The organism is Streptomyces sp. NBC_00443 (assembly GCF_036014175.1).
In the GTDB taxonomy this organism is placed as follows: domain Bacteria; phylum Actinomycetota; class Actinomycetes; order Streptomycetales; family Streptomycetaceae; genus Streptomyces.
This window is the reverse complement of record NZ_CP107917.1, coordinates 8,705,186-8,728,393: the sequence shown is the minus strand read 5'-3', so window position 1 is coordinate 8,728,393 and position 23,208 is coordinate 8,705,186. Positions and strand designations below refer to the sequence as shown.

General features: G+C 70.6%; 25 protein-coding genes. 8 read left to right on the top strand and 17 right to left on the bottom strand.

Annotated features, from left to right (window positions below; genetic code table 11):
• Positions 1-126 precede the first annotated feature (126 nt).
• Both OHO27_RS39830 and OHO27_RS39825 read left to right on the top strand, forming a co-directional pair.
• The gene (locus OHO27_RS39830; protein WP_328429790.1) at positions 127-930 is read left to right on the top strand and encodes a FadR/GntR family transcriptional regulator; all 804 of its coding nucleotides are present in this window, start codon (positions 127-129) and stop codon (positions 928-930) included.
• Positions 931-1,087: 157 nt separating this feature from the next.
• Positions 1,088-2,269, top strand: a complete 1,182-nt coding sequence (locus OHO27_RS39825) for an amidohydrolase family protein (RefSeq protein WP_328429789.1) — start codon at positions 1,088-1,090, stop codon at positions 2,267-2,269.
• A 35-nt stretch (positions 2,270-2,304) separates the two neighbouring features.
• Here the strand turns inward: OHO27_RS39825 and OHO27_RS39820 are convergent, their stop codons facing one another.
• The 6 genes from OHO27_RS39820 to OHO27_RS39795 form a co-directional block, all read right to left on the bottom strand.
• Positions 2,305-3,417, bottom strand: a complete 1,113-nt coding sequence (locus OHO27_RS39820; RefSeq protein ID WP_328429788.1) for a serine hydrolase domain-containing protein — start codon at positions 3,415-3,417, stop codon at positions 2,305-2,307.
• Positions 3,410-4,882 (bottom strand): class I adenylate-forming enzyme family protein, encoded by a 1,473-nt coding sequence (locus tag OHO27_RS39815; protein ID WP_328429787.1) that lies wholly within the window; start codon positions 4,880-4,882, stop codon positions 3,410-3,412. The genes OHO27_RS39820 and OHO27_RS39815 overlap by 8 nt, the downstream gene beginning before the upstream one ends.
• On the bottom strand, positions 4,879-5,301 hold the full coding sequence (locus OHO27_RS39810) for a MaoC/PaaZ C-terminal domain-containing protein (RefSeq protein ID WP_328429786.1): 423 nt from the start codon (positions 5,299-5,301) through the stop codon (positions 4,879-4,881). Before OHO27_RS39810 ends, OHO27_RS39815 begins: the two co-directional genes overlap by 4 nt.
• The gene (locus OHO27_RS39805) at positions 5,298-5,750 is read right to left on the bottom strand and encodes an FAS1-like dehydratase domain-containing protein (protein ID WP_328429785.1); all 453 of its coding nucleotides are present in this window, start codon (positions 5,748-5,750) and stop codon (positions 5,298-5,300) included. The genes OHO27_RS39810 and OHO27_RS39805 overlap by 4 nt, the downstream gene beginning before the upstream one ends.
• 71 nt (positions 5,751-5,821) lie before the next feature.
• Entirely contained in the window at positions 5,822-6,664 is an 843-nt protein-coding gene (locus OHO27_RS39800; protein WP_328429784.1) for an enoyl-CoA hydratase-related protein, read from the bottom strand.
• A gap of 4 nt (positions 6,665-6,668) precedes the next feature.
• On the bottom strand, positions 6,669-7,241 hold the full coding sequence (locus tag OHO27_RS39795) for a PaaI family thioesterase (RefSeq protein WP_328429783.1): 573 nt from the start codon (positions 7,239-7,241) through the stop codon (positions 6,669-6,671).
• Between the two features lie 151 nt (positions 7,242-7,392).
• Between OHO27_RS39795 and OHO27_RS39790 the strand changes: the two genes are divergently transcribed.
• On the top strand, positions 7,393-8,526 hold the full coding sequence (locus OHO27_RS39790; RefSeq protein ID WP_328429782.1) for a CaiB/BaiF CoA transferase family protein: 1,134 nt from the start codon (positions 7,393-7,395) through the stop codon (positions 8,524-8,526).
• A 116-nt stretch (positions 8,527-8,642) separates the two neighbouring features.
• Here OHO27_RS39790 and OHO27_RS39785 read toward each other — a convergent pair whose 3' ends face one another.
• Genes OHO27_RS39785 through OHO27_RS39770 form a run of 4 tightly spaced genes read right to left on the bottom strand, consistent with a single transcriptional unit; the run spans position 8,643 to position 12,244 of the window.
• On the bottom strand, positions 8,643-9,389 hold the full coding sequence (locus OHO27_RS39785) for an SDR family NAD(P)-dependent oxidoreductase (protein ID WP_328429781.1): 747 nt from the start codon (positions 9,387-9,389) through the stop codon (positions 8,643-8,645).
• Positions 9,389-9,910 (bottom strand): nuclear transport factor 2 family protein, encoded by a 522-nt coding sequence (locus tag OHO27_RS39780; RefSeq protein ID WP_328429780.1) that lies wholly within the window; start codon positions 9,908-9,910, stop codon positions 9,389-9,391. Before OHO27_RS39780 ends, OHO27_RS39785 begins: the two co-directional genes overlap by 1 nt.
• Positions 9,907-11,085 carry an acyl-CoA dehydrogenase family protein gene (locus OHO27_RS39775; RefSeq protein ID WP_328429779.1) on the bottom strand — a complete coding sequence of 393 codons (1,179 nt, stop codon included), beginning with the start codon at positions 11,083-11,085 and terminating at the stop codon, positions 9,907-9,909. Before OHO27_RS39775 ends, OHO27_RS39780 begins: the two co-directional genes overlap by 4 nt.
• A gap of 34 nt (positions 11,086-11,119) precedes the next feature.
• Positions 11,120-12,244: an acyl-CoA dehydrogenase family protein gene (locus OHO27_RS39770; protein WP_328430688.1), complete on the bottom strand. Its 1,125-nt coding sequence runs from the start codon at positions 12,242-12,244 to the stop codon at positions 11,120-11,122.
• A gap of 109 nt (positions 12,245-12,353) precedes the next feature.
• On the opposite strand from OHO27_RS39770, the gene OHO27_RS39765 reads away from it, so the two are divergent.
• Together OHO27_RS39765 and OHO27_RS39760 are read left to right on the top strand one after the other, a co-directional pair.
• A complete protein-coding gene (locus OHO27_RS39765) occupies positions 12,354-13,175 on the top strand; it encodes an enoyl-CoA hydratase/isomerase family protein (RefSeq protein ID WP_328429778.1) in 822 nt (273 codons plus the stop codon).
• Between the two features lie 22 nt (positions 13,176-13,197).
• A complete protein-coding gene (locus tag OHO27_RS39760) occupies positions 13,198-13,698 on the top strand; it encodes a MaoC family dehydratase (protein WP_328429777.1) in 501 nt (166 codons plus the stop codon).
• Here OHO27_RS39760 and OHO27_RS39755 read toward each other — a convergent pair.
• From OHO27_RS39755 to OHO27_RS39745, 3 genes are all read right to left on the bottom strand, one after another.
• A complete protein-coding gene (locus tag OHO27_RS39755) occupies positions 13,677-15,083 on the bottom strand; it encodes a family 1 glycosylhydrolase (RefSeq protein WP_328429776.1) in 1,407 nt (468 codons plus the stop codon). The two genes, OHO27_RS39760 and OHO27_RS39755, sit on opposite strands and share 22 nt — an antisense overlap.
• Positions 15,084-15,257: 174 nt before the next feature.
• Positions 15,258-16,859 (bottom strand): GMC family oxidoreductase, encoded by a 1,602-nt coding sequence (locus OHO27_RS39750; protein ID WP_328429775.1) that lies wholly within the window; start codon positions 16,857-16,859, stop codon positions 15,258-15,260.
• Positions 16,859-17,749: a crotonase/enoyl-CoA hydratase family protein gene (locus tag OHO27_RS39745; RefSeq protein WP_328429774.1), complete on the bottom strand. Its 891-nt coding sequence runs from the start codon at positions 17,747-17,749 to the stop codon at positions 16,859-16,861. The genes OHO27_RS39750 and OHO27_RS39745 overlap by 1 nt, the downstream gene beginning before the upstream one ends.
• An 84-nt stretch (positions 17,750-17,833) precedes the next feature.
• Here OHO27_RS39745 and OHO27_RS39740 point away from each other — a divergent pair, with 84 nt between their 5' ends.
• The 3 genes from OHO27_RS39740 to OHO27_RS39730 are packed head-to-tail and all read left to right on the top strand — an operon-like array spanning position 17,834 to position 20,872.
• Positions 17,834-18,658: an enoyl-CoA hydratase/isomerase family protein gene (locus OHO27_RS39740; RefSeq protein ID WP_328429773.1), complete on the top strand. Its 825-nt coding sequence runs from the start codon at positions 17,834-17,836 to the stop codon at positions 18,656-18,658.
• 58 nt (positions 18,659-18,716) lie between these two features.
• Entirely contained in the window at positions 18,717-19,853 is a 1,137-nt protein-coding gene (locus tag OHO27_RS39735) for an acyl-CoA dehydrogenase family protein (RefSeq protein ID WP_328429772.1), read from the top strand.
• The gene (locus tag OHO27_RS39730) at positions 19,850-20,872 is read left to right on the top strand and encodes a TIGR03617 family F420-dependent LLM class oxidoreductase (RefSeq protein WP_328429771.1); all 1,023 of its coding nucleotides are present in this window, start codon (positions 19,850-19,852) and stop codon (positions 20,870-20,872) included. The genes OHO27_RS39735 and OHO27_RS39730 overlap by 4 nt, the downstream gene beginning before the upstream one ends.
• Before the next feature lie 20 nt (positions 20,873-20,892).
• Here the strand turns inward: OHO27_RS39730 and OHO27_RS39725 are convergent, their stop codons facing one another.
• The 4 genes from OHO27_RS39725 to OHO27_RS43295 form a co-directional block, all read right to left on the bottom strand.
• Entirely contained in the window at positions 20,893-21,642 is a 750-nt protein-coding gene (locus OHO27_RS39725; RefSeq protein WP_328429770.1) for a FadR/GntR family transcriptional regulator, read from the bottom strand.
• A gap of 17 nt (positions 21,643-21,659) precedes the next feature.
• Positions 21,660-22,061: a Zn-ribbon domain-containing OB-fold protein gene (locus OHO27_RS39720; protein ID WP_328429769.1), complete on the bottom strand. Its 402-nt coding sequence runs from the start codon at positions 22,059-22,061 to the stop codon at positions 21,660-21,662.
• The gene (locus OHO27_RS43300) at positions 22,058-22,411 is read right to left on the bottom strand and encodes a thiolase C-terminal domain-containing protein (RefSeq protein WP_443059737.1); all 354 of its coding nucleotides are present in this window, start codon (positions 22,409-22,411) and stop codon (positions 22,058-22,060) included. The genes OHO27_RS39720 and OHO27_RS43300 overlap by 4 nt, the downstream gene beginning before the upstream one ends.
• A gap of 266 nt (positions 22,412-22,677) precedes the next feature.
• Positions 22,678-23,208: a hypothetical protein gene (locus OHO27_RS43295; RefSeq protein WP_443059665.1), complete on the bottom strand. Its 531-nt coding sequence runs from the start codon at positions 23,206-23,208 to the stop codon at positions 22,678-22,680.

The following is a 23,208-nucleotide window of genomic DNA, read 5'->3' as shown; positions in this document are numbered from 1 at the left end:
AATCATCTATATACCCAAGGGCGACCAGGACGCCAGACCGGATCGCGAAACGGAAGATCACGGATCCCTTGACCTGGTATCCTCGATGCACTAAGACGATTCATTTTGCTATATGAGGAGCCCACCGTGGCCGAGGCAGCCCGCACAAGCGAAACGGCGACCGTGCCCGCCCCCTCCCGGAACCGCGTCGGACGCCAGGTGCGGGTGCCGAAGACCGCCGAACTGGTCGCCGCGCACCTGCGCCGCCAGGTCGTGCGGGGCGAGCTGAAGCCGGGTGACGCGCTGCCGCCGGAGTCGGGGCTGATGGAGCAGTTCGGCATCTCGCGGCCGACCCTGCGCGAGGCGTTCCGCGTCCTGGAGTCGGAGTCCCTGATCACGGTGCGCCGCGGTGCCCACGGCGGCGCCCGGGTGAGCGCACCCGACGCGGATGTCGCCGCCCGCTTCGCCGGCCTGATCCTGGAGTACCGCGGCGCCACCCTGGGCGACATCTACCGCGCGGCGGCGGTCATCGAGCCGCCCTGCGCCCGCCAGCTCGCCACCAAGCACACCGCGGCCGACATCAAGCGGCTGCGCGACGCGGTGGCGGCCGAGAAGTCCGTCCTGGACGACCCGCTCGCCCTGGTCGACGCGCAGGACGCCTTCCACGCCCTCCTGGTCGAGCTCACCGGCAACCAGACCCTGATCCTGCTGTGCGGGATGCTGCGCAACATCATCGACCGCGCCAACGCCTCGTACACCGCGGCCGCCACCGATGCCGAGGCCCAGAAGACCCAGGCCCTCAAGGGACACCGCGCACACGTCCGGCTGGTCGGACTGATCGAGTCCGGCAAGGCGGACGAGGCCGAGAAGCTGTGGCAGCGGCACATCTCCAGCGCCGACGACGTCGTGAACGCCGCTGGACCCAAGACGGTGCTGGAGCTCCTCGACTGACCCCGGGGACCTCATCGACCAGCCCCCGGGGCACCATCGGCCGACCCCGGGAGGACCCACCGCGAAGCCTGTCGCCACGAACCCCTTGCCTCAGAGAAATGGTTAGATAATTATAGAAGGCGTACTGAATAGCTCCTGGGGTCCGGAGGCGACGGCCATGGCCGAACAGCGCAAGCGCATCTTCGACTGCGACCAGCACATGTACGAGGAGCGGGACTCCTTCACCCGCTACCTCCCGAAGGAATTCCTCGGTGCGGCGGTCGCACCGGTGACGCTGCCGGACGGGCGCGAGGTGATCCTCGCCGGGGACCGGATCGTCGTATGCCTGGAGCCGGAGTTCGGGCAGGTGTACCGCCCCGGCTCGCTGAAGGAGATGCTCAAGGCGATGGCCTCGGGCAATCCCGAGGAGACGTACCAGTTCGAGCCGATGCACGAGTCGTACCAGAACCGCGAGTCCCGGCTGCGGGTCATGGACGAGCAGGGCCTCGACCAGTCGATCATGTACCCGGGTGGCTGGGCGCTGGTCGCCGAGGAGTACGTGAAGGGCGTCGAGCCGCTCTACGCCAACTACCACTCGTTCAACCGGTACATGAACGAGGTGTGGGGCTTCAACCACCAGGGACGCATCTACGCCCCGGCCCTGTTGTCCCTGCGCGACCTGGACCACGCGGTCAAGGAGCTGGAGCACGTCCTGGAGCAGGGCGCCCGCTTCATCCTGCTGCCCACCGGGCCGGTGTACGGCCGCTCGCCGGGCGACCCGTACTTCGACCCGTTCTGGAAGCTGGTCAACGAGGCCAAGGCCAGCGTCTGCTACCACATCAGCGAGTTCTACTACAACTCGCAGGTGGCGCCCGCCTGGGGCTTCGACCCCCACCCCATCCACTTCCGGATGTCGGCGTGGCAGTGGCAGAACACCTACGGCCAGCGCCCCGTCGAGGAGACCCTGTCCGCGCTGATCTTCGACAACCTCTTCGGACGCTTCCCCGACATCAACGTCCTGGTGTCCGAGTTCGGCTCCGAGTGGGTACCGCACTTCGTGCGGCACATGGACAAGAGCCGGGGCATGGGCCGCAACGGCCCCTGGGTGGGCGGGCAGTTGGACGAGCGGCCCAGCCAGATCTTCCGCAAGCACGTGCGGGTGGTGCCCTACCCCGAGGACGACATCGTGGGCGTGGTCAAGCGCCTCGGCTACCACGAGTCCATCGTCATGGGCTCCGACTTCCCCCACGCGGAGGGCCTTGCCGAGCCTGCCGACTTCCGCAAGCTCATCGCGGAGCTGGACGAGTCCGCGCAGGACGACATCATGTACAACAACGCCCAGCAGCTGATCAGCCGCTGAGCGCACGATGAGCCCCGCCTGGCGGCGGGCCTGGTCTAACCGGCCAGGCCCGCCGCCAGGTTCGCCATGTCGGTGAGGAACGCGGTGCCCCGCGGGGAGTGGTCGTATCCGGCGAGCGGGTACCCGTTGCTCAGACAGGCGAAGGAAAGGCCGGACTCCGGGTCCATGAAGCCCAGTTGGTAGGCCGCCCCGGCACTGCCGAACAGCGCGGGCGAGCCCGTCGACGGCAGGTTGCTCCCGGCGTCGGGGCCGGCCACGGTCACGAACAGGCCCATGCTCGTACGCCGGTTGCCTCCGCCCCCGTAGATCCGCTCGCCGTAGGGCTGCTCGGTCAGGCGGATCCTGGTGCCCTCCTCGACCGCTTCCGGCTTCCACAGGCCGGAGTGCTCCAGCGCCTGGAAATAGAGGGCGACATCGGCGGCGGTGGCGACCAGGGCGTGGCTGGGCTCGCCGGCCGCCAGGACCTTCGGGTCGGACAGGTACCACGGTCCCCAGGGGTCGGGTTCCTGTTCGTCGCTGGTGCGGTCGGTGGCGAGCATCGGCGCGACGGAGCCGGGTTGTTCGTCCACCGGCACGCCGAGCTCGATCGAAGTGAGGCCCAGCGGCCGTACGATCTGCTCGCGCACGTAGTCGGCGAAGGCCAGGCCCGTACGCCGTTCGACGATCTCGGCGATCAGCCAGGCCGCCGAAGTGAGATGGAACTGGAAGCGGCTGCCCGGCGGGTAGTCGAGGCGCCAGCGCCCGAAGGCGGCCAGCCGCTGCTCGCGGTGCAGCATCTTCGGGTGGCCGAGCGGCGCGAAGGGGAAACCGGCAGTGTGCGTGAGCACCTGCTCGACCGTGACCGTCTCCTTCCCGTTCGGCGCGAACTCCGGGATGATCGCGGCGACTTGCTCGTCCACGTCCAGGAGCCCGTCGCCGATCAGCTTCCACACCACGCCCGCGACGACCGACCGTCCGACGGACTGCAGGACGTACCGGGTGCCGGGGTGGGCGTCGCCGTAGGTCTCGAAGGCCACCAGCCGGCCGTTGCGCGCCACGGCGACCTGCGCGGACGGCAAGGGGCCCTGCTCGACCTCCCGGCGGATCCGGCTCAGGAGGGTGTCGAGTCGGCGGGGGTCGAGCGGGTGCGAGTCGACGTGGTCAGGCACTTGTTCCTCCTGGGGACGGCTCCCTCAGGTGACGGCGTACGACCTTGCCGTTCGCGTTGCGCGGCAGGGCGTCCACGAACCACCAGCGGACGGGGACCTTGAACCCGGACAGCCGGGCGCGGAGATGGCTTCTGAGGACCGCCGGTTCCGGCGGGGAGTCCGGGTCGGCCGGCACGACGAAGGCGACGACGGTCTGGCCCAGCCGCTCGTCGGGTACGCCCGTCACCGCCACGTCCGCCACGCCTGGATGCGTGGTCAGGACCGTCTCGACCTCCAGCGGATGGACGTTCTCACCACCCCGGATGATCATGTCGGTCCGACGGCCGAGGAGATAGAGATAGCCGTCCTCCGCCACTCGGCCCAGGTCGCCGCTGTGCAGCCAGCCGTCGGCGTCGACGCGGAAGAGATGGTCGGCACGGGCGTTGATCTCGCCGATGCCGTCCGGCCCGGCGCCGACGACACGGAGCTCGACTCCGGGGGCGGGGCGCCCGACGGAGCGCAGCAGTTCGGTGCGTCCGGCGACCGCCTCCCGGTGGTCCTCGGGGGTGAGCACGCTGATCGGCGAGCCCTCCGTCTGCCCGAACATGTTGAGCATGCGAACGCCGGGCATGGCCTCGTAGGTCCGTCGCAGTGTGCCGGGGCGGATGGGCGCGCCACCGTACTGGAGGGTCCGCAAAGTCGCGTGCCGCGCCTCGTCGGCCGCCAGCAGGGTTTCCAGCATCGCCGGGACCATGCTGGTGTGGGTGGTGCCGAGGTGCCGCAGCAGCGTCCAGCCCTCGACGGTGAAGCGGGGCAGTCCGGTGATCAGGGCACCCGCGGCGAGGGCGACGGCGATGTTGCCGAGGCCGGCGATGTGGTGGAAGGGGGCGCTGCCGCCGTAGAAGCTGTCGGGGGCGAGCGCGCACAACCGTCCGTTGACGCGGGCGCGGGCGGCCAGGCGTCGCTGGGTCATGGGGACGGGTTTGGGCAGGCCGGTCGTGCCGGATGTGTGGAGGACGGCGGCGAGGTCGTCGGAGCGGGCAGTCAACTCCCGTGGAATGTCAGGCAGTTCCGGCACGATCGCGACCCGTCGACCCGTGAGTTCGGCGATCTGCGTGCCGAGTTCGACGAACTCCGGTTGGACCAGCAGGACTTGGGAGCGCGTCGCCTTGACCACCGTGGCGATCTCGTGCGCGGTCATGCGGACGCCGAGGGGTGCGAGTGGGTGACCGGAGCCCGCGCCGCCGATCACCAGGGCGAGGGCGTCGGCGGAGGTGGCGACCAGGGCCGGCACCGGTCGGCCCGGTTCCAGGCCGAGGGTGTCCAGCCAGTCGGCCGCGCCGCCGGCCCGGTCGAGGAGTTCGTGCCCGGTCCAGGTCAGGTCGCCGAAGCGAGCGGCGGGGCGGGCGTGGTCGTAGGCGCGGCTCACCATGGCGGTCCAGGTGGCCGCCGGTCGGGGCTCCCGCCTTGTGTCCACCGCCGTCACGGCTCCAGACGGGCCGTCGCGGTGCCGCTGACCACCTCGACGCCGTTCTGGTTGACGGTGGCGAGGGTGAAGTGGGCGACCGGGCCGGACGGCGTCTTCTCGATCGAGTCGACCGTGGCCGTGGCGGTAAGGGTGTCGCCGGGCCAGACCTGCGCCTTGAAGCGGACGCCGTAGCGCAGGAGCGCCTCGGGGCCGACCCAGTCGGTGAGGACCCGGCCGGTCATGCCCATCGTCAGCATGCCGTGGGCGAACACGCCGGGGTATCCGGCCGCCTCGACGGCGAACTTCTCGTCGGTGTGCAGTGGGTTGAAGTCGCCGCAGGCTCCGGCGTACTGCACGATCCGGGTGCGCTTCAGGTCGCCTACGAGGACGCTCTCGCGGCTCTCGCCGGCCTTGAGGTCGGCCGTGCTCACGGTCATCGGGCGTCCTTCGGGGTCGCGGGGCCCTCGGGGACGACGGCCACGGTCACTGCGCTGACGACCGGTTCGCCTGCGGCGTCCCGGTACTCGGTGATGCGCTCGCTGAAGAGCAGACGGCCGCTGCGGCCCTGCTTCTCCCAGCTGCGTCCGGGGACGGTGTGCGCGTAGAGGGTCTCGCCGGCGCGCACCGGGCGGTGGTACTCGAAGTGCTGCTCGGCATGCAGCCCGCCGCCGCCCTCGGCCATCTCCCCGGGGCCGCCACCCGACCCGAACCACTCCTCGTCCGGCTTGGGACGCAGGTGGTAGTCGGGGTCGTAGTGGGCGCTCGCCATGGTGAAGGTGGGCGGGGCGAGGGGGCTCTCTCCCAGGTACGCCGGGTTCTCGTCGCCGATGGCGCGGGCGAACATCATGATGTGCCCGGCCTCGACGGGGAACGGCAACCCTGTCATCCTCGTCAGCTCCCTCGGTCGAAACGGCAGGTCAGTACGGCAGGTCAGTGCGGCAGGTCAGTACGGCAGGGTCAGTACGGCAGGAAGGCGTCGCGGGTGGCCTCGTCCGGATCGAAGTCCGGCGGCAGGCCCTCGAACTTGGGATCCCGCTTCTCGGTGAAGCTCGCCACGCCCTCGCGGAAGTCGGGTGAGCCCGCGAAGAACTCCATGGCGGAGTAGGAGCGGGCGAGGGCGTCGGTGAAGGTGCGGTCCAGGTCGCCGTAGACCTGGTGCCGTACGACGGCCATGGCGCGCGGGGAGCAGTTGCGGGCGATGTCCCGGGCGTAGGCCCGGGCGGCGTCGAGCAGGTCTTCGGGTTCGACGACGCGGCTGACGAGGCCGAGAGCCTTCGCCTCGTCGGCGTCGAAGACGCGGCCGGACAGCAGCAGGTCGAGGGCGTTCTCCAGGCCGACGACACGGGGCAGGACGTACGGAAGGTTGTACTCGCCGGCCAGGCCGCGCCGGGTGAAGGCGGTGGTGAAGCGGGCGCCGCGGGCGGCGAAGCGGATGTCGCAGATGAGCGCCTGGATCAGGCCGATGCCGGCGCAGGCGCCGTTGATCGCGGCGATGAGCGGTTTCGGCAGGTTTCGCCTGCTGTACATGGGCACGCGCGCGTGCAGCCCCAGGGACTGGCCCGGCTGGGAGTTCTGCTCCAGGCGCTGCATGTCCATCCCGGGGCAGAAGGCCCGGCCGGCGCCGGTGACGATCACGACGCGGACGGCGGGGTCCTGCGCCGCCTCGTCCAGGAGCGCGAAGAAGCGGTTCTCCATGGGGATGCTCCAGGCGTTCTTGCGCTCGGGGCGGTTGAGGGTGAGCGTTGCCACGCCGTCCTCGTCGACCTCGTACAGGACAAGATCATCAGCGTCTGCGGACATCGGGTCACTCCTCGGTCAGCTCGGTCAGCGGTCGGATGGGAGCCGCCGGTTCCATGGGAGCCGTCGGTTCGACAGGAGTGGCGAGTTCCATCGGAGCGGCGGCTTCGATGGGGTCGCCGACGCCCGGCCGTTCCCCCGAGATGGACACCACGACCTGCCCCCTCGCACAGATGCGTCCGTCGGCCATCACGTCGACGTCGGCGAAGTGCAGCCTGCGGCCACGCCGCACACAGCGCGCGTACGCCACGGCCTCCCGGCCGCGGGCGGGCGCGAGGTACTGCACGGACATCGACACGGTGCTGAGCCGGCTCCCTTTGGTGAAGTCGTGCCCGGCGATCACGGCTCCGGCGCCGGCGGTGTCGATGAGGGCCGAGATCACACCGCCGTGGAACACGTCCTCGTGGGCGGAGAGGGACTCGGCGTAGGGGAGCACGATCTCGACCGCCTCCGGGTCCCAGCGCCTCACGCGGATGCGGCAGCGGCGGTTGAAGGCGACCCCGCGCTCCCAGCGGGCCCGGAACCACGACCGGCGTTCGCGCTGCTCCTGGTCGGTGAGGGTCCTCGCCGCGACGGTCATCAGCACGCCCTCCGGTCTCGGCCCGGCTGTGTCCCTGCCGGGGCAATATAGTTACATGATTTGAATAGTTGAGGCAATCAGAAGGGCCGCATCGACACCACCGTATGTATTATTTATCTAACTCATTCTGCTCGCAAGGGAGGCCCCCGCGATGCCGTCCACGGCCTTGTCCGGAATCCGCGTCCTCGACCTCTCCCGCATCCTCGCGGCACCCCTCGCCACCCAACTGCTGGCCGACCTGGGCGCGGACGTCATCAAGGTGGAGCGGCCCGGAACGGGCGACGACTCACGGACGTACGGCCCGCCGTTCGCCCCCGGGACGGACACTGCCGCCTTCTACCTCTCCTGCAACCGCAACAAGCGGTCGGTCACCGTCAACCACGCCACCGCCGAGGGGCAGGAGCTGATCCGCGCCCTCGCCGCCCGGTCGGACGTGCTGGTGGAGAACTTCCGGACGGGGACGCTGGCGAAGTACGGGCTCGACCACGTGAGCCTGCGGGCCCTCAACCCGAGGCTCGTCTATCTCTCCGTGACGGGCTTCGGCCAGACCGGGCCGTACGCCGAACGCCCCGGCTACGACGGCATCTTCCAGGCCATGTCCGGGATGATGAGCGCCTCCGGGCACCCCGAGGAGCCGATGAAGGTCGGCGTCAGCATGGTCGACATCCTCACCGGCCTGTACGCCGCGACGGCCGTGCTGGCCGCCCTGCGGCACCGGGACGCCACCGGCGAGGGCCAGTTCATCGACCTGTCCCTGCTGGACTGCGGGCTGGCCTCGCTGTCGCACTTCGCGATGAACTACCTGATCTCGGGTGAGGTGCCGAGACGGCGAGGCAACGGCGGCTACGGCGGGATCCCTTCGCAGGCCTTCATGTGTGCGGACAAGCCGCTGTTCCTCGTCGCCGGTAACGACAAGCAGTTCGCCGCGTTCTGTGCGGCCGCCGACCGTACGGATCTCCTCCAGGATCCACGCTTCACCACGACCTCCGCGCGGATCGCCCACCGTGAGGAGATCCTTCCCGTCCTGGACGCGATCCTGCGGACCCGAACCCGGGACGCGTGGCTGGCGGTGCTCGACGAACGCGACGTCCCTGCGGGGCCGTTCAACGAGATGCGCGAGGTCTTCGCCGACCCGCAGGTACAGCATCGGGGCATGCTGGTCGAGGTCGAGGATGCGGTGTCCGGGCGGCTGCCGTTGCTCGCCAATCCGATCCGGCTCACGGGAACGCCGGTCGGGGGTACGGTGCGCCGCCCGCCTTGGGCGAGCACACGGCCGAAGTGCTGACCGGGCTGGTGGGGGTGACGGAGGATCGGCTCTCGGAGCTGCGGGCTCGGGGAGTTGTGTGAGGCCGTAGTGGGTGACGAATGGAGCGCTCCTCGACCCCGCCCCCCATCACCCGATCAACGTCCGACCCCCTCCAGCATCAACGTCGCCCCCGTCAGATAAGCCATGTCGTCACTCACCAGCGCGGCCACCGCCCGCCCGATGTCCCCCTCGGGGTCACCCATCCTCCCCAGCGGAATACCGGCGAGCACCCGCTCGGCCTTTTCCGGATGGGCGGTGAAGTACGCCTCCGCGGCGGGGCTCAGGGCGGCCGGGCAGATGACGTTCACGCGGATCCCGTATACGCCCCACTCCCGCGCGGCGACCCGGGAGAGGCCTCGGACGGCCTCCTTGGCCATGGCGTAGGCCGCGAAGTTCGCCTCTCCCTGTACGGCTGCCGAGGAACCGAGGTTGACGATGCTGCCGCGGCTGGACTTCAGGTGAGGCAGGGCCGACTGCATGGCGTGGAGGGTCGCCAACGGGCCGCTGCGGTAGCTGAGTTCGACATCGTCGTACGACGTCTGCTCCAACGGCCGCTGCACCGAGCTCTGCGCGTTGTTGACCAGCACGTCCAGCCGGCCGAACTCGCGTACGGTCTCGGCCACCATGTGGTCCACGTCGACCCGTTCGCCGACGTCCCCGACCACGGTGTGGGCTTTTCCCCCGCGTTCGGTGATCTCGCCGGCGGTGTCCTTGAGCCTGCTCTCGGTGCGGCCGCTGATCACCACCGCCGAGCCCTGCGCCGCGAGTGCGAGGGCGATGCCCCGGCCCACGCCCTGTCCACCGCCGGTGACCAGCGCCACCTTCCCCGACAACCGTGCCATCACGTTTCCTTCCCGTCGTTCCAGAAGGCCGACCAGGAGGGAAAGGCCGCGGGCAGCGCCGGTTCTCCGGCTCCCTCCCAGCCCTGGAATCCCACCTGCTGGGGGCGCTCGGTCACATCCGCTGCGTACCAGTGCTGCTCACGGCGCCGGGAGAAGTACCACTCCCCGTCCACGCGCGCGTAGTCGTCGAGGTACCGGATCGCCATGACGATCCACCGCTCCCCCACCTCGTGCTCGGCACGGCAGTAGACGGCACCGGTCGCGGTGTCCCGGCCGGTGAACTCGACCCGGTGGCCGCAGATCTGGTGGACCGAGCGGCAAAAGCCCCGGACTAGGGGCTCGATGTAGGCCCGCAGCGCCTCCCGGCCGTTGCCGTGGCGCCCCATGTCCACCTCCGGGGTGAAGCAGCCGACCCAGGCGTCGAGATCGCGTGCGTCCACGGCGAGCGCGTAGCGGATGGGCAGCTGCTGGACGGCCAGCTGTGACTCGATGCGGTCGAGGCGCTCCTCCGGCGACTTCACGGCCGGGGCTCCTTCGGAAGACCGAGCACCTGCTCACCGATGATGTTGCGCTGGATCTCGCTCGATCCGCCGTAGATCGTCTCCGCGAGGGCGAGCAGGAAGGAGCGCTGCCGCATGTCCAGGCCGTAGTCCTCGCCGACGATCTGCCCGGCGGGGCCCGCCAACTCCATGGCCAGATGGCCGAGTTGCTGGTGCCGCGTCGAGGCGTACAGCTTGGCCGTGGTGGCCTGGGCTCCCGGGGCGCGGCCCGCGGTCAGTTCGGCGATGGTGCGGAGGTTGGTGGTGCGCATGATGCGTACGGAGATCCAGGCATCGACGATCCGGCGGCGCAGCATCGGGTCGTCGAGGGCGCCCCGGTCCCGGGCGAGGTCGATCAGCGCCTCGGCCTCCCGCTCGAAGGTCAGCTGCTGGGGCAGGAGCGTGGTGCCGCGTTCGATGCCGAGCGTGGCCATCGCGGTACGCCAGCCCTGGCCGGCCTCGCCGACGACCATGTCCGCGCCGGTCCGGGCGTCGGAGAGGAACACCTCGGCGAACTCGTCCTGGCCGGCGAGGTTGCGGATGGGGCGGATCTCCACGCCCGGCTGGTCGGTGGGCAGGAGCAGCAGGGTCAGGCCCTGGTGCCGGACCGAGTCCGGGTCGGTGCGGGTGAGGACGTAGAGCCAGTCGGCGTGGATACCGAAGGACGTCCACACCTTCTGCCCGTTGACCACCCACTCGTCGCCCTCGCGTTCGGCCCTGGTGCGGACCGACGCCAGGTCGGAGCCGGCGCCCGGTTCGCTGAAACCCTGACCCCACAGTTCCTCGATGGCGAGGATCGGCGGCAGGAAGCGCTTCTTCTGCTCCTCGCTGCCCATCTTGAGCAGCATCGGACCGAGCAGGTCCAGGGCGTTGACGGTGGCCCGGTAGGGCGCGTTCGCGCGGGCGTACTCGTACTCGAAGGCGATCTCCTCCACCAGCCCCAGCCCGCGTCCGCCGAACTCGCGCGGCCAGCCCACACCCAGCCAGTTCCCGGCGGACAACTCGCGGTCCCAGGCCAGGCGGACCTCCCAGGCCGCGCCGTCGGTGGGACCGCCCACGCCTCTGTGCTCGGCGAACTCCCCCACCAGGTGAGCCGCCAGCCAGTCCCGCACCTCGTCGCGGAAGTCACGTACGGCGGGCCCGAAGTCCAGCTCCATGTCTGCTGCCTCCCTGTGATGTCAGACCCTGCTGTCAGATGCCGAGCCTGGCGGCCAGCAGTTCCCGGTGGTACGACGGGCTGCCGAGCAGCGCCTCTGAGCTCTTGGCCCGCTTGAAGTACAGGTGCGCGGGGTGCTCCCAGGTGAAGCCGATCCCGCCGTGGACCTGGATGTTGTCGCCGGCGACCCTGGTGAACGCCTCCGAGCAGAAGGCCTGCGCCAGGGGCGCCGCGGCGGCGATCTCCATGTCGTCCCCGGCATCCAGCGCCCACAGTCCGCCGTACGCGGCCGAGCGGGCCGACTCGATCTCCGTCAGCATGTCGGCGCACTTGTGCTTGATCCCCTGGAACGAGCCGATGGGCCGCCCGTACTGCACCCGGATCCTGGCGTAGTCCACGGCGGCGTCCAGGGCCGCGGCCGCTCCCCCGACCTGTTCGGCGGCGAGCAGGACGGAGGCGGTGGCGAGGGTGCGTTCCAGGGCGGGCCACGCCGTGCCCTCCGTGCCGAGCAGACGGGCAGGGGTGTCCGTGAACTCCAGCCGGGCCTGTTTGCGGGTCTGGTCGAGAGTGGGGAGTGGGATGCGGGTGAGGCCCCGCGCGTCGGCGGCGTCGACCGCGAAGAGGCTGATGCCGACAGGGGTGCGGGCTGCGACCAGGAGCAGGTCGGCGAGGTGGCCGTCGGGGACGTAGGTCTTCGTGCCGGTCAAACGCCATCCGGTGGTCGTGTCGCCGCTTGCGGTGAGCCGGATGCCGGGCTCGTCCCAGCGGCCGCCGTCCTCGGTGAGCGCCAGCGTGGCCACGGTCTCCCCGGACGCGATGCCGGGCAGGAGGTCGTGCCGGGCCGACTCGTCGTCGCAGCGCAGAAGGGCTTCGGCGGCCAGGGCGACGGTGGCGAAGTACGGCCCGCACAGCAGCGCGCGGCCCGCCTCCTCGAAGACGATGCCGAGCTCGACGTAGCCGAAGCCGGAGCCTCCGTACTCCTCCGGTACGGCGAGCCCCTGCAGGCCGAGTTCGCCGGACATCCGCCGCCATATGAAGACGTCGTGGCCCTCCGGGTCGGCGGCCAGGCGGCGTACGGCCTGCTCGTCGGAGTACTTGGCCAGGAACGACCGTACGACCTTGCGCAGTTCGTCCTGTTCCTGGCTGAAGGTGAGATCCATGCCGAGCTTCCCGTCCTCGGTGCGACGCGTCTGCCGATCGCTTGCCGCGCTCACGCTCGATACAGTTAGATAATTATAGTATCCACACCGATTACACTAGGAGCGCGACGTGACCGATCTCTACGCCCCGTTCACGAGCCTGACCTTCGAGCGGCCCGCGCCCGGCGTGCTCCGCGTCGTGCTGGACGCCCCGAACCTCACCGCCGTGGATCCACGGATGCACGGGGAACTGGCCGAGATCTGGCCGGTGATCGACCGGGACGAGCAGACCCGGGTGGTGCTGGTCCAGGGGGCCGGCAGGGCGTTCTCGGCGGGCGGGACCTTCGACTCCATCGAGGCCATGACCGGAGACTACGCGGTGCGTGCCCGGGTGATGCGCGAGGCGCGGGACATGGTCTACGGGGTAATCAACTGCTCCAAGCCGGTGGTCTCCGCGATCCACGGGCCGGCGGTCGGTGCGGGGCTGGTCATCGGCATGCTGGCGGACATCTCCGTCGCCGCCCGCACGGCGAAGATCGTCGACGGACACACGCGGCTCGGTGTCGCGGCGGGGGATCACGCGGCCATCTGCTGGCCGCTGCTGTGCGGCATGGCCAAGGCCAAGTACTACCTCCTGACCTGCGAGGCGCTCACCGGCGAGGAGGCCGAGCGGATCGGCCTGGTGTCGAAGTGCGTGGCCGACGAGGACGTGCACGCGGAGGCCCTGCGCGTTGCGACCGTCCTGGCCACCGGGCCGGCCAGCGCCCTCAGCTGGACCAAGCGGTCCCTCAACCACTGGTACCGCACCGCGCAGCCGATCTTCGAGGCCTCGCTCGGGCTGGAGTTCTTCGGGTTCGGCGGACACGAGGTCGTCGAGGGGCTGGCCGCCCACCGGGACAAGCGTGCCCCGGACTTCGAGGGCGTGGGCAGCAAGCACCCGCTCGATCTCTGACCACCGTACGAGAGGAACGATCATGACGCCGGAGCAGATCACCACCGAAGTCCCGCCGCTGGTCCAGGGATTGACGTACGAGGAGATGCCGGTCGGGCAGGTCTTCATGACCGCCCGCCGGACCGTCACCGAGACCGACCTGGTCAACTTCGTCACCTGGGGCGGCTTCACCGAACCGCTCTTCTGGGACGCCACGCACGCGGCGGAGGGCGGTTACACGGGCCGGCTGGTCCCGGGCGGCCTGACGTACTGCCTCGCAGAGGGGCTCGTCCTCCAGACGAACGTGCTGCACGGCACGGGTCTCGCCTTCCTGCACATGGAGCTGACCGTGCGGGGGCCGGTGTATGTCGGGGACACGCTGCACGCGGTCGTGGAGACGACGGGCTGCCGCCCCGCCAGCAAGCCCGGCCGGGGCGTGGTGACCAGCCGGATCACCGTACGCAATCAGCGGGACGAGGAGGTCCTGGTCTACTGCCCGGTACGGCTGATCCGTGGCCGGGACTACGAGGCGCCGGCGCCCTGAGTCTCACTCCGGGGTACGAGGGTCAGTCCGGTCGCCGGACCGGCGGCGGGTGCGGCGGCGAACGCTCCCCCGTGCACCCAGTCGGACGGCATCGGGGGCCGCGGCGCGGGCTCGTGGTCCGGGACGGCCATCGCGTACAGGCGGGTGTAGCGGAACTTTGCCTCCAGGTTGTCGAGCACCGACCAGTACTCGTAGCCGCACACGTCGACGCCGGCGGTGATGAGCCGCGCCAGCCAGGAGAGCCGGGCCCGAAGCAGGGCACGGCGCCGGGCGTCGTCCCGGTGCCCCGTTTCGTCGACCAGGTCCAGGTCGCCCATGCCGTTGTCGACGACGGACAGTGAAGGCAGCCGGTCGCCGTACAGCTCGTACAGGCCGGCGACGGCGTCGGCGAGCCCCTCGGGGATGATGGGCCAGCCGTAGGCGGTCGTCTCCACGTCGTCGAAGGGGACGATCGCGAAGCCGAGGCCCATGAGCAGGCGGTTGACCTCGTTGAGGGCGCTCCGGCACTTCCTGGTCGGCAGTACGCGGGGCAGGTTCTCCGGTGCGGTGACCCGGAACGGGGTGTGCCAGGACAGGCCCAGCAGGTCCTGGGCGGTGGCGATGACCTCCTGGTCGCCGGGGCGTACGCAGCCGGTGGCCGCCACGGGGGCGACGTCCTCCTCGGTCACCATGTGCTCGCCGAGCAGCAGGGGGTCGAGGAAGATGCGGTTGGTCCAGCTCTCCAGGCGCTCCAGGGCGAGCCGGTCGTAGGGGTCGTCGGTGGCCGCGTAGCCGCCGACGAGGGTGACCGTCGTGCCGATCCGGCCGGTGACGCCGGCGGCTCCGAGAGACTGGGTGGCGAGCCCGTTGGCGAGCAGGATGTGGTGCACGGCGGGCAGCCCGGCGCGGCCCGCGCCCCGGCCCGGTGAGTACATTCCGGCCACGTGGTCCGCGAGCGTGGGGCCGGCCAGGTCGGTGGAGGTGATCCAGCGTTCCACCCGGTCGCCGAACCGGCGGCCCAGATCCGCGGCGAACGCGGCGAAGTGCTCGGCGGTGTCGCGGGCCAGCCAGCCGCCTGCGTCGTCCAGCCACGGCGGCAGCGTGCGGTCGAACAGGGTGAGGGCGGGCCGCCTCCCGTCCGCGAGCAGGGCGTCGAGGGCGCGCTCGCAGCGGTCCAGCGCCTCCCGGTCCCAGCTGCCGGGGCCGTCGGGCTGGAGCTGCGGCCATCCGGCGACCATGCGATGCGTGTCCGCGGTGACGCCGAGCAGCTGCCGGATGTCGTCGGTCCACTGCCGGAAGTGTCCGCCGCGCTCCGGCGAGGGCGGCGGTGCGGCCGCGATGGTGTCCGCGGTGGCGACCCCCCAGTCGGCGCCGCGAAGGGATTCGTGCAGGAAACCATCGCTCATGGTTACCGTCCAGGCGGTGAATGGTTAAGCGCATTCAACTGAATGCCCGCCGACCGGACGCTAACACTTCGAGCAAACTACGACAATGTTTCAGCCAGATCTCCCGCCCCCGCGATCTCCTGGCCCCTGATCTCCTGGCCCGTGATCTCCTGGCCACGACCTCCTCGCACCGGATCAGTCCGACCCGAGGACGAGGTCGGCCGCCCGCCAGGCCATGGCCATGATCGGTCCGTTGAGGTTGCCTGACAGCATGGTCGGCAGGACCGAGCAGTCGACGACCCGCAGACCGTCGACTCCGCGCACGCGGAGGTGGGCGTCGACCACGTCGTCCTCGGCCGGGCCCATCGCGCAGGTGCCGACCGCGTGGTAGCCGCAGCGCCCGTGCTCCAGGCCGGCGTCGATGATCTCCTGGTCCTCCCGCACGGCAAGGCCCGGCAGGGTCTCGGCCGTGATACGGCCGGCGATCGGCTCGGTCCCGAAGAGTTCTCGCATCCGCCGGAAGAGAGCGGCCCCGACCGCGCGGTCGTGGACGGAACCGTAGTAGTTCGGCGCGATGGTGAGGGGGGCTTCGGGGTCGGCGGACGTGATGTGCAGCCTCCCCTCGGCGGTGGGGCGCAGGATGTAGCCGAGGCCCATCACGCCGGGCTCGCGCTCCACGCCGGTCTCCTTCCCGGGGACCTCCGGCAGCAGGGACACCGGCGCGATGAGCAACTGCGCGTCGGGGCGGGCGAGTTCGGGGCGGGTCTTGAAGAAGGCGATGACGTCGAAGGCGGGCGCGGCCAGCGGTCCCCGGCGGGTCGCCAGGTATGTGGCTCCCGACAGGGCCTGTCGCAGCGGGGTGCTCAGTGCCTTGTTGTAGCCGAGGTCGTCCTTCAGCCGGTACTGGACGACGAAACAGCGGTGCTCGCGCATCCGGCCACCGACATGGGGGCTGTCGACCAGCACATCGACGCCCGCCGCCTTCAACGTCTCGGCGGGGCCGACGCCCGAGAGCTGGAGGATCTTGGGTGTGGCGATGCTGCCGGCGGAGAGGATCACCTCGCGCCGGGCCCGGAAGTCCGCCTCGCGGCCCGCACTGCGGGTGTGCACGCCCACGGCCCGGCCCTTTTGCGTCAGGACCCTCGTCACGAGGGTGTTCACCGACACGGTGAGGTTGGGCCGGTGGGCGACGGGGTGCAGGAAGGCACGGGCGGCGCTGAACCGCTGTCCGTTCTTGATGGTGGCCATGGCATAGCCGATGCGTTCGGCATCGCTCGCGTTGAGGTCGTCGGTGCGGCGCCAGCCGAGTCCGGTTCCGGCGGCGATGGCTTCTTCGCACAGTGGCTCCGGCCGGGGTGCGGTCGAGATGTGCAACGGCCCGCCCGCTCCCCGGACTTCGCCGGCGCCGAGCGCGTTGTCCTCGATCCGCCGGAAGACGCGGAGCATCGTGTCCCAGCCCCAGCCGGGATTGCCGAGCCGCTCCAGTTCGTCGTAGTCGGCCCGGTCGCCGCGGTTGTAGACCATGCCGTTGACCGAGCTCGACCCGCCCAGTGTGCGGCCCCGGACCCAGTGCTCGACCCGTCCGGTCGGGCCGACCGGTTCGACCGGGTAGTGCCAGGCGAACCGCGGATCGCCCAGCAGTTTGCCGAACCCCTTGGGCATCCTGACCAGCGGAGTGGCGTCCCGGCCGCCCGCCTCGATCAAGAGCACGGACGTCCCGGGGTCCTCGGAGAGCCGGTTGGCCAGCACGCATCCGGCCGAACCGGCGCCCACCACGATGTAGTCGAACGTCGACATCACGACTCCCGGCTATCGGATGCCTGCTCCCCGAACGGGCGGAATTCCTCCTCCTGCCACCAAGGGTAGACGGGTGGCATGTCCTTGCTCACCCCGCCGGGAAACTCGGGTGGCCGCTTGGCGAGGAAGGACTCGACGCCCTCGACGGGGTCCGGGCCGCCGCCGATCTGGCTCATGATCCGCGAGTCGAGCCGGTGCGCCGCCATGGGGTGGGGCTCGCCGAGCATCCGCCACATCATCTGGCGGGCCAGGGCCACCGAGATCGCCGAGGTGTTCTCGGCGATCTCCCGGGCGAGTCCGTACGCCGCCGGCAGCAGTTCCTCCGGTGGGTGGACAGAGCGGACCAGCCCGGCGGCCAGGGCCTCGTCCGGACCGAAGACACGGCCCGTCGCCACCCATTCCATCGCCTGCTGCATGCCGACCGCCCGCGGCAGGAACCAGCTCGCCGCCGACTCCGGCACGATGCCGCGGCGCGCGAAGACGAAGCCGAACTTGGCCGAGGTCGACGCCAGCCGGATGTCCATGGGCAGGGTCATGCTGGCCCCGACGCCCGCCGCCGGGCCGTTGATCGCCGCGATGACCGGCTTGGTGCTGGAGAAGACCCGCAGCGCGACCCTGCCGCCGGTGTCCCGGTGCCGGGCACCCGCCTTGCGATGGTCGAAGGACGAGCCGCCTGAGCTGACGTCGGCGCCCGCGCAGAAACCGCGGCCGGCTCCGGTCACCACGATCACGCGTATCTCGTCGTCCTCGTCGGCCACGTCCAGGACGTCCAGCAGGTCCTGCATCATCCGCGGGTTGAAGGCGTTGAGCTTCTCGGGCCGGTTGAGGGTGACGGTGAGGATCCGGTCCGCCACCTCGGCCCGCACGGTCTCGTACTCCTGCTCCGCCATGCGCGTCCTCCGTCACTCCACGGACCGGTTTCCAGAAAGCTTAATTAGTTATAGCATTCAACTCTACTGACCTATTCGTGAACGATGGCCATCACGACAACGATGGCGGTATTGACGGCGGTGGAGATGACGGATCTGGAGACGACGGATCTGGTGGTGACGGCCCTCGGACCGGTCCGGCTGGTCGAGTTGAACCGGCCGGAGCAGCTGAACGCGATGAGCGAGGAGCTGCACACCGGTCTCACGTCGGTGTGGGACGAGATCGCCGCCGACCCGGACGCACGGGTGATCGTGCTCACCGGGCGAGGGCGGGCGTTCAGCGCCGGCGGCAACTTCGACATCATGACCCGCGTCCAGCGCGACGCTGCCTTCCGGGACCAGAACGTCGACGAGGCCCGGCGAATCATCACCGGCCTGGTCCGCTGCCCGCTCCCTGTGATCGCGGCGGTCAACGGCCCCGCCGTCGGACTCGGTTGCAGCCTGGCCCTGCTGAGCGATCTCGTACTGATCGCCGACGACACCTACGTCGCCGACCCGCACGTCCAGGTCGGACTCGTCGCGGGCGACGGCGGCGCGTACGTCCTGCCGCTGCTGGTGGGTCCGACCCGGGCGAAGGAGCTGCTGTTCCTGGGCGACCGGGTGCGCGCCGAGGACGCGGTCCGGCTGGGCATCGCCAATCGCGCCGTCCCCAGGGACAAACTCATGGACGAGGCCATGGACCTGGCCGGGCGGCTGGCCGCGCTGCCCGTGCAGGCGCTGCGCGAGACCAAGCGCGCGGTCAACCGGCACCTGGAGCAGGCCCTCGACACCGTGATGGAACCGGCCCTGCTCGCCGAGCGGGACACCATGCACTCACCGGATCACATCGCCGCGGTCGAGCGGATCATCGCGTCGCGCGGCCGGCGCTGAACCGAAGCGCTGAGCAAGAGAACTGAGCCGGCGAGCTGAGCCGGAGAGGAGTACTCGGATGGACTTCGCGTTCAGCGAGGAGCAGGAGGAACTCGGGCGCACGGTGCGGGCGTTCCTCGCCGACACCTCGCCCGAGTCCGAGGTGCGGCGCCTGATGGTGACACCGCATGGCTTCGACCGGGCGCTGTGGCGCCGGATGGGTTCGGAGCTGGGGCTTCAGGGGCTGGCCGTACCCGAGGAGTACGGCGGAGCCGGGTGCGGGCCGGTCGAAGTGGGCGTCGTCATGGAGGAGATGGGCCGCGCACTGCTGTGCGCCCCGTTCCTGTCCTCGGCCGTACTCGCGACGACCACGCTGTTGCGGTGCGGCGACGAAGACGCCCGCAAACGCCTGTTGCCGGGGCTGGCCTCGGGTGAACTCGTCGCGACGCTGGCCCTGACCGAGGACTCCGCCCGTTGGGACGCGGCGGGCGTGGGGCTCACCGCCCGCGAATCCGACGGAAGTTGGGTGCTCACCGGGCACAAGATGTTCGTCCTCGACGGCGCCACCGCCGATGTCGTCCTCACCATCGCCCGAACCGACGACGGCATCGGCGTCTTCTGCGTGGACGGCGAAGCGCCCGGACTGACCCGCACCCCCCTCCCCACCATGGACCCGACCCGCCGACAGGCGCGCCTCGACTATGCCGACGTACCGGCGACCCGCCTGCGCACGCACGGCGACGGCTGGGATCTGGTCGCGGAGGTCCTGGACCGGGCCGCGGTGGCACTGGCCGCCGAGCAGGTCGGAGTGGCCTCCCGTGCGCTCGACATGGCGGTGGAGTACGCCAAGGTGCGGCAGCAGTTCGGGCGGCCGATCGGCTCCTTCCAGGCCGTCAAGCACCTGCTGGCCGACGTGCTGCTGGAGGTGGAGTCGGCGCGAGCCGCCGCGCATTACGCCCTGCTCGCCGCCGAGAGCGAGGCCCCGGATCTGCCCGCCGTGGCGAGCCTGGCCAAGGCCTTCTGCTCCGACGCCTGTCTGCAGGCGACGGCGGAGAACATCCAGGTCCACGGTGGCATCGGCTTCACCTGGGAGCACCCGGCCCATCTCTTTCTCAAGCGGGCCAAGACGTCACAACTGCTGTTCGGCGACCCGGCGTACCACCGGGAACTGCTCGCACAGCGCATCGGACTGGAAGCGGTCGGAGGAGCGGCATGAAGGTCGACGGCAAGCTCAACGTGTGGAGCACCGCGGAGGTCGTGGAGGAGGCCCGCCACCACGAGAAGACCGGCTACGACGGCCTGTGGGCGTCCGAGTCCAAGCACGACCCGTTCCTGCCGCTCCTGCTCGCGGCCGAACACACCGACCGGCTGGAGGTCGGTACGGCCATCGCCGTCGCCTTCGCCCGCTCCCCCATGCAACTCGCTTACACCGCACACGACTTGCAGACCTATTCGGGCGGACGGTTCTCCCTCGGCCTCGGCAGCCAGATCAAACCGCACATCGAGCGACGGTTCTCGATGCCGTGGAGCCGGCCCGCGGCGCGCATGCGGGAGTACGTGAGCGCGCTGCGCGCCATCTGGGCCGCCTGGAACGAGGGCGAGAAGCTCGACTTCCGCGGAGACTTCTACACGCACACACTCATGGCTCCCTTCTTCTCTCCCCCGCCCGCTCCCGGCGGCGCGCCCAAGGTCTTCGTGGCCGCCGTCGGGCAGGCGATGACCCGGGTTGCGGGCGAGGTCGCGGACGGACTCCTCGCGCACGGCTTCACCACCGAGCGCTATCTGCGGGAGGTCACGCTGCCGACCGTGGAGGCCGGCCTCGCGGCCACCGGCCGTACCCGCGGCGACTTCTCGGTCTCCCATCTGCTGCTGACCGCGACCGGCCGCACCGATGAGGAGATGGCCCGCGCGGTGGACGGCACCCGCCGGCAGATCGCCTTCTACGGCAGCACGCCCGCCTATCGCGGGGTCCTCGAACTGCACGGCTGGGGCGAACTCGGCGACGAACTCAACGCGCTCTCGAAGTCGGCCCGCGAGGACAAGTGGGAGGCGATGGGCCGGCTCGTCGACGACGACGTGCTGCACACGTTCGCGGTGGTGGCGGAGCCGGAGCGGGTGGCGGGCGAGATCCGGCGCCGGTACGGAGCGCTCGTCGACCGGATCTCCTTCTACACCGCCTACGAGATCGACGCCGAGGTGTGGGAACCGATCGTGCGGGAGCTGCGCGACAGCTGACACACCCACCTCGCGACATGTCAGCCGAGCAGGTCCAGGACCGTCGTCATGGACCTGTTCTGCAGCAGATAGTCCTCCGCCTCCTGGAGATGGACGCGCCACAGTTCCTCGGCCTGCTCGGCGCGGCGAGCTGCGACCAGGTCGACGAGTGCGCCGTGGGCGCGGAAGCCCCGGCGGTTGGCCCGGATGTTCTCGGGGCTGCCGGCGTCGAGGTCGACGTGGGACCAGTTCGCCTGGTCGATGATGTGACGGACCATGCCGTTGAGGACGCCGAGCGTCTCATTGCCCGCCAGTTCGACGACCAGGGCATGGAACTCCATGTGGGCGCGGATGAACGCCGACGGGTCGTCCATGAGCCGCTCGGCCTCGGCGACGGCTGCCCGCAACCGCTCCAGGTCCTCGTCCGTGCGCCGCTCGGCCAGCAGTCCGGCGCACGGTGCCTCGATCACCGTGCGGGCGTCGTACACGTCCTTGAGGGTCGTCGCCCGGTACTCCAGCACCAGGCCCGCGTACCGGGCCGCCACCGTGCCCTCGGGGGTCTGCACCCGCGCCCCACCCCGGGCACCCCGGCGCACGTTGATCAGCGACTCCGACTCCAGCACCCGGAACGCCTCGCGCAGCGTCGGCCGGGAGACGGCGAACTCCTCCATGAGCGCCGTCTCGGACGGGAGCGCGTCACCCTCGGCCAGCTCGCCGCGCACGATCATCCGGCGCAGCCGTGCCGCCACCAGCTCGGCCATCTTGGGGACCCGTACCGGCGTGTTCGCCACCGCGCCCACCTCCGCCCTCAGTGAGTGTTCTCCGGTACGAAGTACGGCAGCGCGATCTCGTCGGTGAGGGCGCGGAAGTCCACGCGTACGCGCAGGCCGATGACCACGTCGTCGGTGTCGCCCGCGTCCACGTGCGACAGCAGGGTGCCTCCGTCGTCGAGGTCGATCACGGCCAGTGCGAAGGGGGTGTCGAAGCCGGGTCCGGGTGCGCGGTGCACGACGGTCACCGAGTAGACGCTCCCCCGGCCCGCGCTGGGCGCGTAACGCCAGTCCCGCGACATACAGCCGGGGCAGGCGGGCTCGGGGACGAAGAAGCGCAGACCGCAGGTCGGGCACTGCGGAACGACCAGCTCACCGCGGCGGGCCGCGTCCCAGAACGGCCGGGACAGCTCGGTGGGGACGGGTACGGGCCGGCTCATCGCATCCTCCCCAGCACGCTCATCTCGTAGTGCTGCGCTCCCGAGCCGGCGTTGCCGACGACCGCCAGCTCCGCGCCCTCGACCTGGTGCACCGCCGTGCCGCGCAACTGCCGTACGGCTTCGACGACTTTCAATGTCATCTGCTGGGTGCCGTTCCAGGCGTACGCCAGACAGCCGCCGTCCGGGTTGACGGGATGCTTGCCCCCGACGGCGAGGGCACCGCTCGCCGCCAGCGGGCCGCCCTCTCCCTCACCGCACAGACCGAGGATCTCCAACTGCCGGATGATCTCGAAGGAGTTGGGGTCGTAGAGGGAGAAGACGTCCACGTCGTGCGGGTTCACTCCGGCCATCGCATAGGCGCGGGTGGCGGCGTCCCGGCCGAGCCCGCCGACCTCCCGGTACAGCGCCGGGTTGGCGTACGCGGCCTGGTGGTACTCCATGCCGCCGCCGAGTACGGCGACGGGTGGGCGCGGGAGATCCCGGGCCCGCTCGGCGGTGGTCACCACGAGCGCGGCGCCGCCCTCGCCGACGATGCAGCAGTCCAGCAGGTGGAAGGGGGTGGCCACCATGCGGGAGTTGAGCACGTCCTCGGCGGTGTAGGGCCCACGCCCGTACATCATCGCCTCCGGGTTGGTGGTGCCGTTGTTGCGGATGGTGGCGGCGACCTCCGCGAGCTGGCGGGAGGTCGTTCCGTACTCGTGCATGTGCCGTGCGGCCACCAGCGCGAACTGGGCGACGACATAGCTCCCCACACATCGGCGAACTCCAGCGGCACCCCGGCCCCGACCGGTCCCGCCCCGCGCGCGACCAGCTTGCAGCCGCCGACCACCACGGTGTCCGCGAACCCGGCCCGGACGGCTGCCGCCGCCTTCAGCAGGCCCCGCGAGCCCGCGTTGTCGAGCATCGAGTCGCTGGACCAGCGCAGGTCCCGGCCGAGCATCCGGGCCCAGGAGCTGCCCTCGCCGGGCACGCCGCCCGGGCCGGGCCAGTCGACCTGGGCACCGTCGATGTCCGCCGGGGTCAGCCCGGCGTCCTCGATGGCGCCGCACACGGCTTCGAGGGCGAGGTCCATGGCGTCGCGGTGCGGGAGGGACAGCGCCTGTTCGGTGGCGTACACACCCGCGACGACGGGATGTCGAGCGTCCAT

Bases quoted from the DNA above. Each gene is read 5' to 3' on its own strand.
- OHO27_RS39825 (WP_328429789.1), top strand. From the start codon at position 1,088: ATGGCCGAACAGCGCAAGCGCATCTTCGACTGCGACCAGCACATGTAC.
- OHO27_RS39810 (WP_328429786.1), bottom strand. From the start codon at position 5,301: ATGACCGTGAGCACGGCCGACCTCAAGGCCGGCGAGAGCCGCGAGAGC.
- OHO27_RS39805 (WP_328429785.1), bottom strand. From the start codon at position 5,750: ATGACAGGGTTGCCGTTCCCCGTCGAGGCCGGGCACATCATGATGTTC.
- OHO27_RS39800 (WP_328429784.1), bottom strand. From the start codon at position 6,664: ATGTCCGCAGACGCTGATGATCTTGTCCTGTACGAGGTCGACGAGGAC.
- OHO27_RS39795 (WP_328429783.1), bottom strand. From the start codon at position 7,241: ATGACCGTCGCGGCGAGGACCCTCACCGACCAGGAGCAGCGCGAACGC.
- OHO27_RS39790 (WP_328429782.1), top strand. From the start codon at position 7,393: ATGCCGTCCACGGCCTTGTCCGGAATCCGCGTCCTCGACCTCTCCCGC.
- OHO27_RS39785 (WP_328429781.1), bottom strand. From the start codon at position 9,389: ATGGCACGGTTGTCGGGGAAGGTGGCGCTGGTCACCGGCGGTGGACAG.
- OHO27_RS39775 (WP_328429779.1), bottom strand. From the start codon at position 11,085: ATGGAGCTGGACTTCGGGCCCGCCGTACGTGACTTCCGCGACGAGGTG.
- OHO27_RS39770 (WP_328430688.1), bottom strand. From the start codon at position 12,244: ATGGATCTCACCTTCAGCCAGGAACAGGACGAACTGCGCAAGGTCGTA.
- OHO27_RS39760 (WP_328429777.1), top strand. From the start codon at position 13,198: ATGACGCCGGAGCAGATCACCACCGAAGTCCCGCCGCTGGTCCAGGGA.
- OHO27_RS39755 (WP_328429776.1), bottom strand. From the start codon at position 15,083: ATGAGCGATGGTTTCCTGCACGAATCCCTTCGCGGCGCCGACTGGGGG.
- OHO27_RS39750 (WP_328429775.1), bottom strand. From the start codon at position 16,859: ATGTCGACGTTCGACTACATCGTGGTGGGCGCCGGTTCGGCCGGATGC.
- OHO27_RS39745 (WP_328429774.1), bottom strand. From the start codon at position 17,749: ATGGCGGAGCAGGAGTACGAGACCGTGCGGGCCGAGGTGGCGGACCGG.
- OHO27_RS39740 (WP_328429773.1), top strand. From the start codon at position 17,834: ATGGCCATCACGACAACGATGGCGGTATTGACGGCGGTGGAGATGACG.
- OHO27_RS39735 (WP_328429772.1), top strand. From the start codon at position 18,717: ATGGACTTCGCGTTCAGCGAGGAGCAGGAGGAACTCGGGCGCACGGTG.
- OHO27_RS39730 (WP_328429771.1), top strand. From the start codon at position 19,850: ATGAAGGTCGACGGCAAGCTCAACGTGTGGAGCACCGCGGAGGTCGTG.
- OHO27_RS39720 (WP_328429769.1), bottom strand. From the start codon at position 22,061: ATGAGCCGGCCCGTACCCGTCCCCACCGAGCTGTCCCGGCCGTTCTGG.
- OHO27_RS43300 (WP_443059737.1), bottom strand. From the start codon at position 22,411: ATGGCCGGAGTGAACCCGCACGACGTGGACGTCTTCTCCCTCTACGAC.
- OHO27_RS43295 (WP_443059665.1), bottom strand. From the start codon at position 23,208: ATGGACGCTCGACATCCCGTCGTCGCGGGTGTGTACGCCACCGAACAG.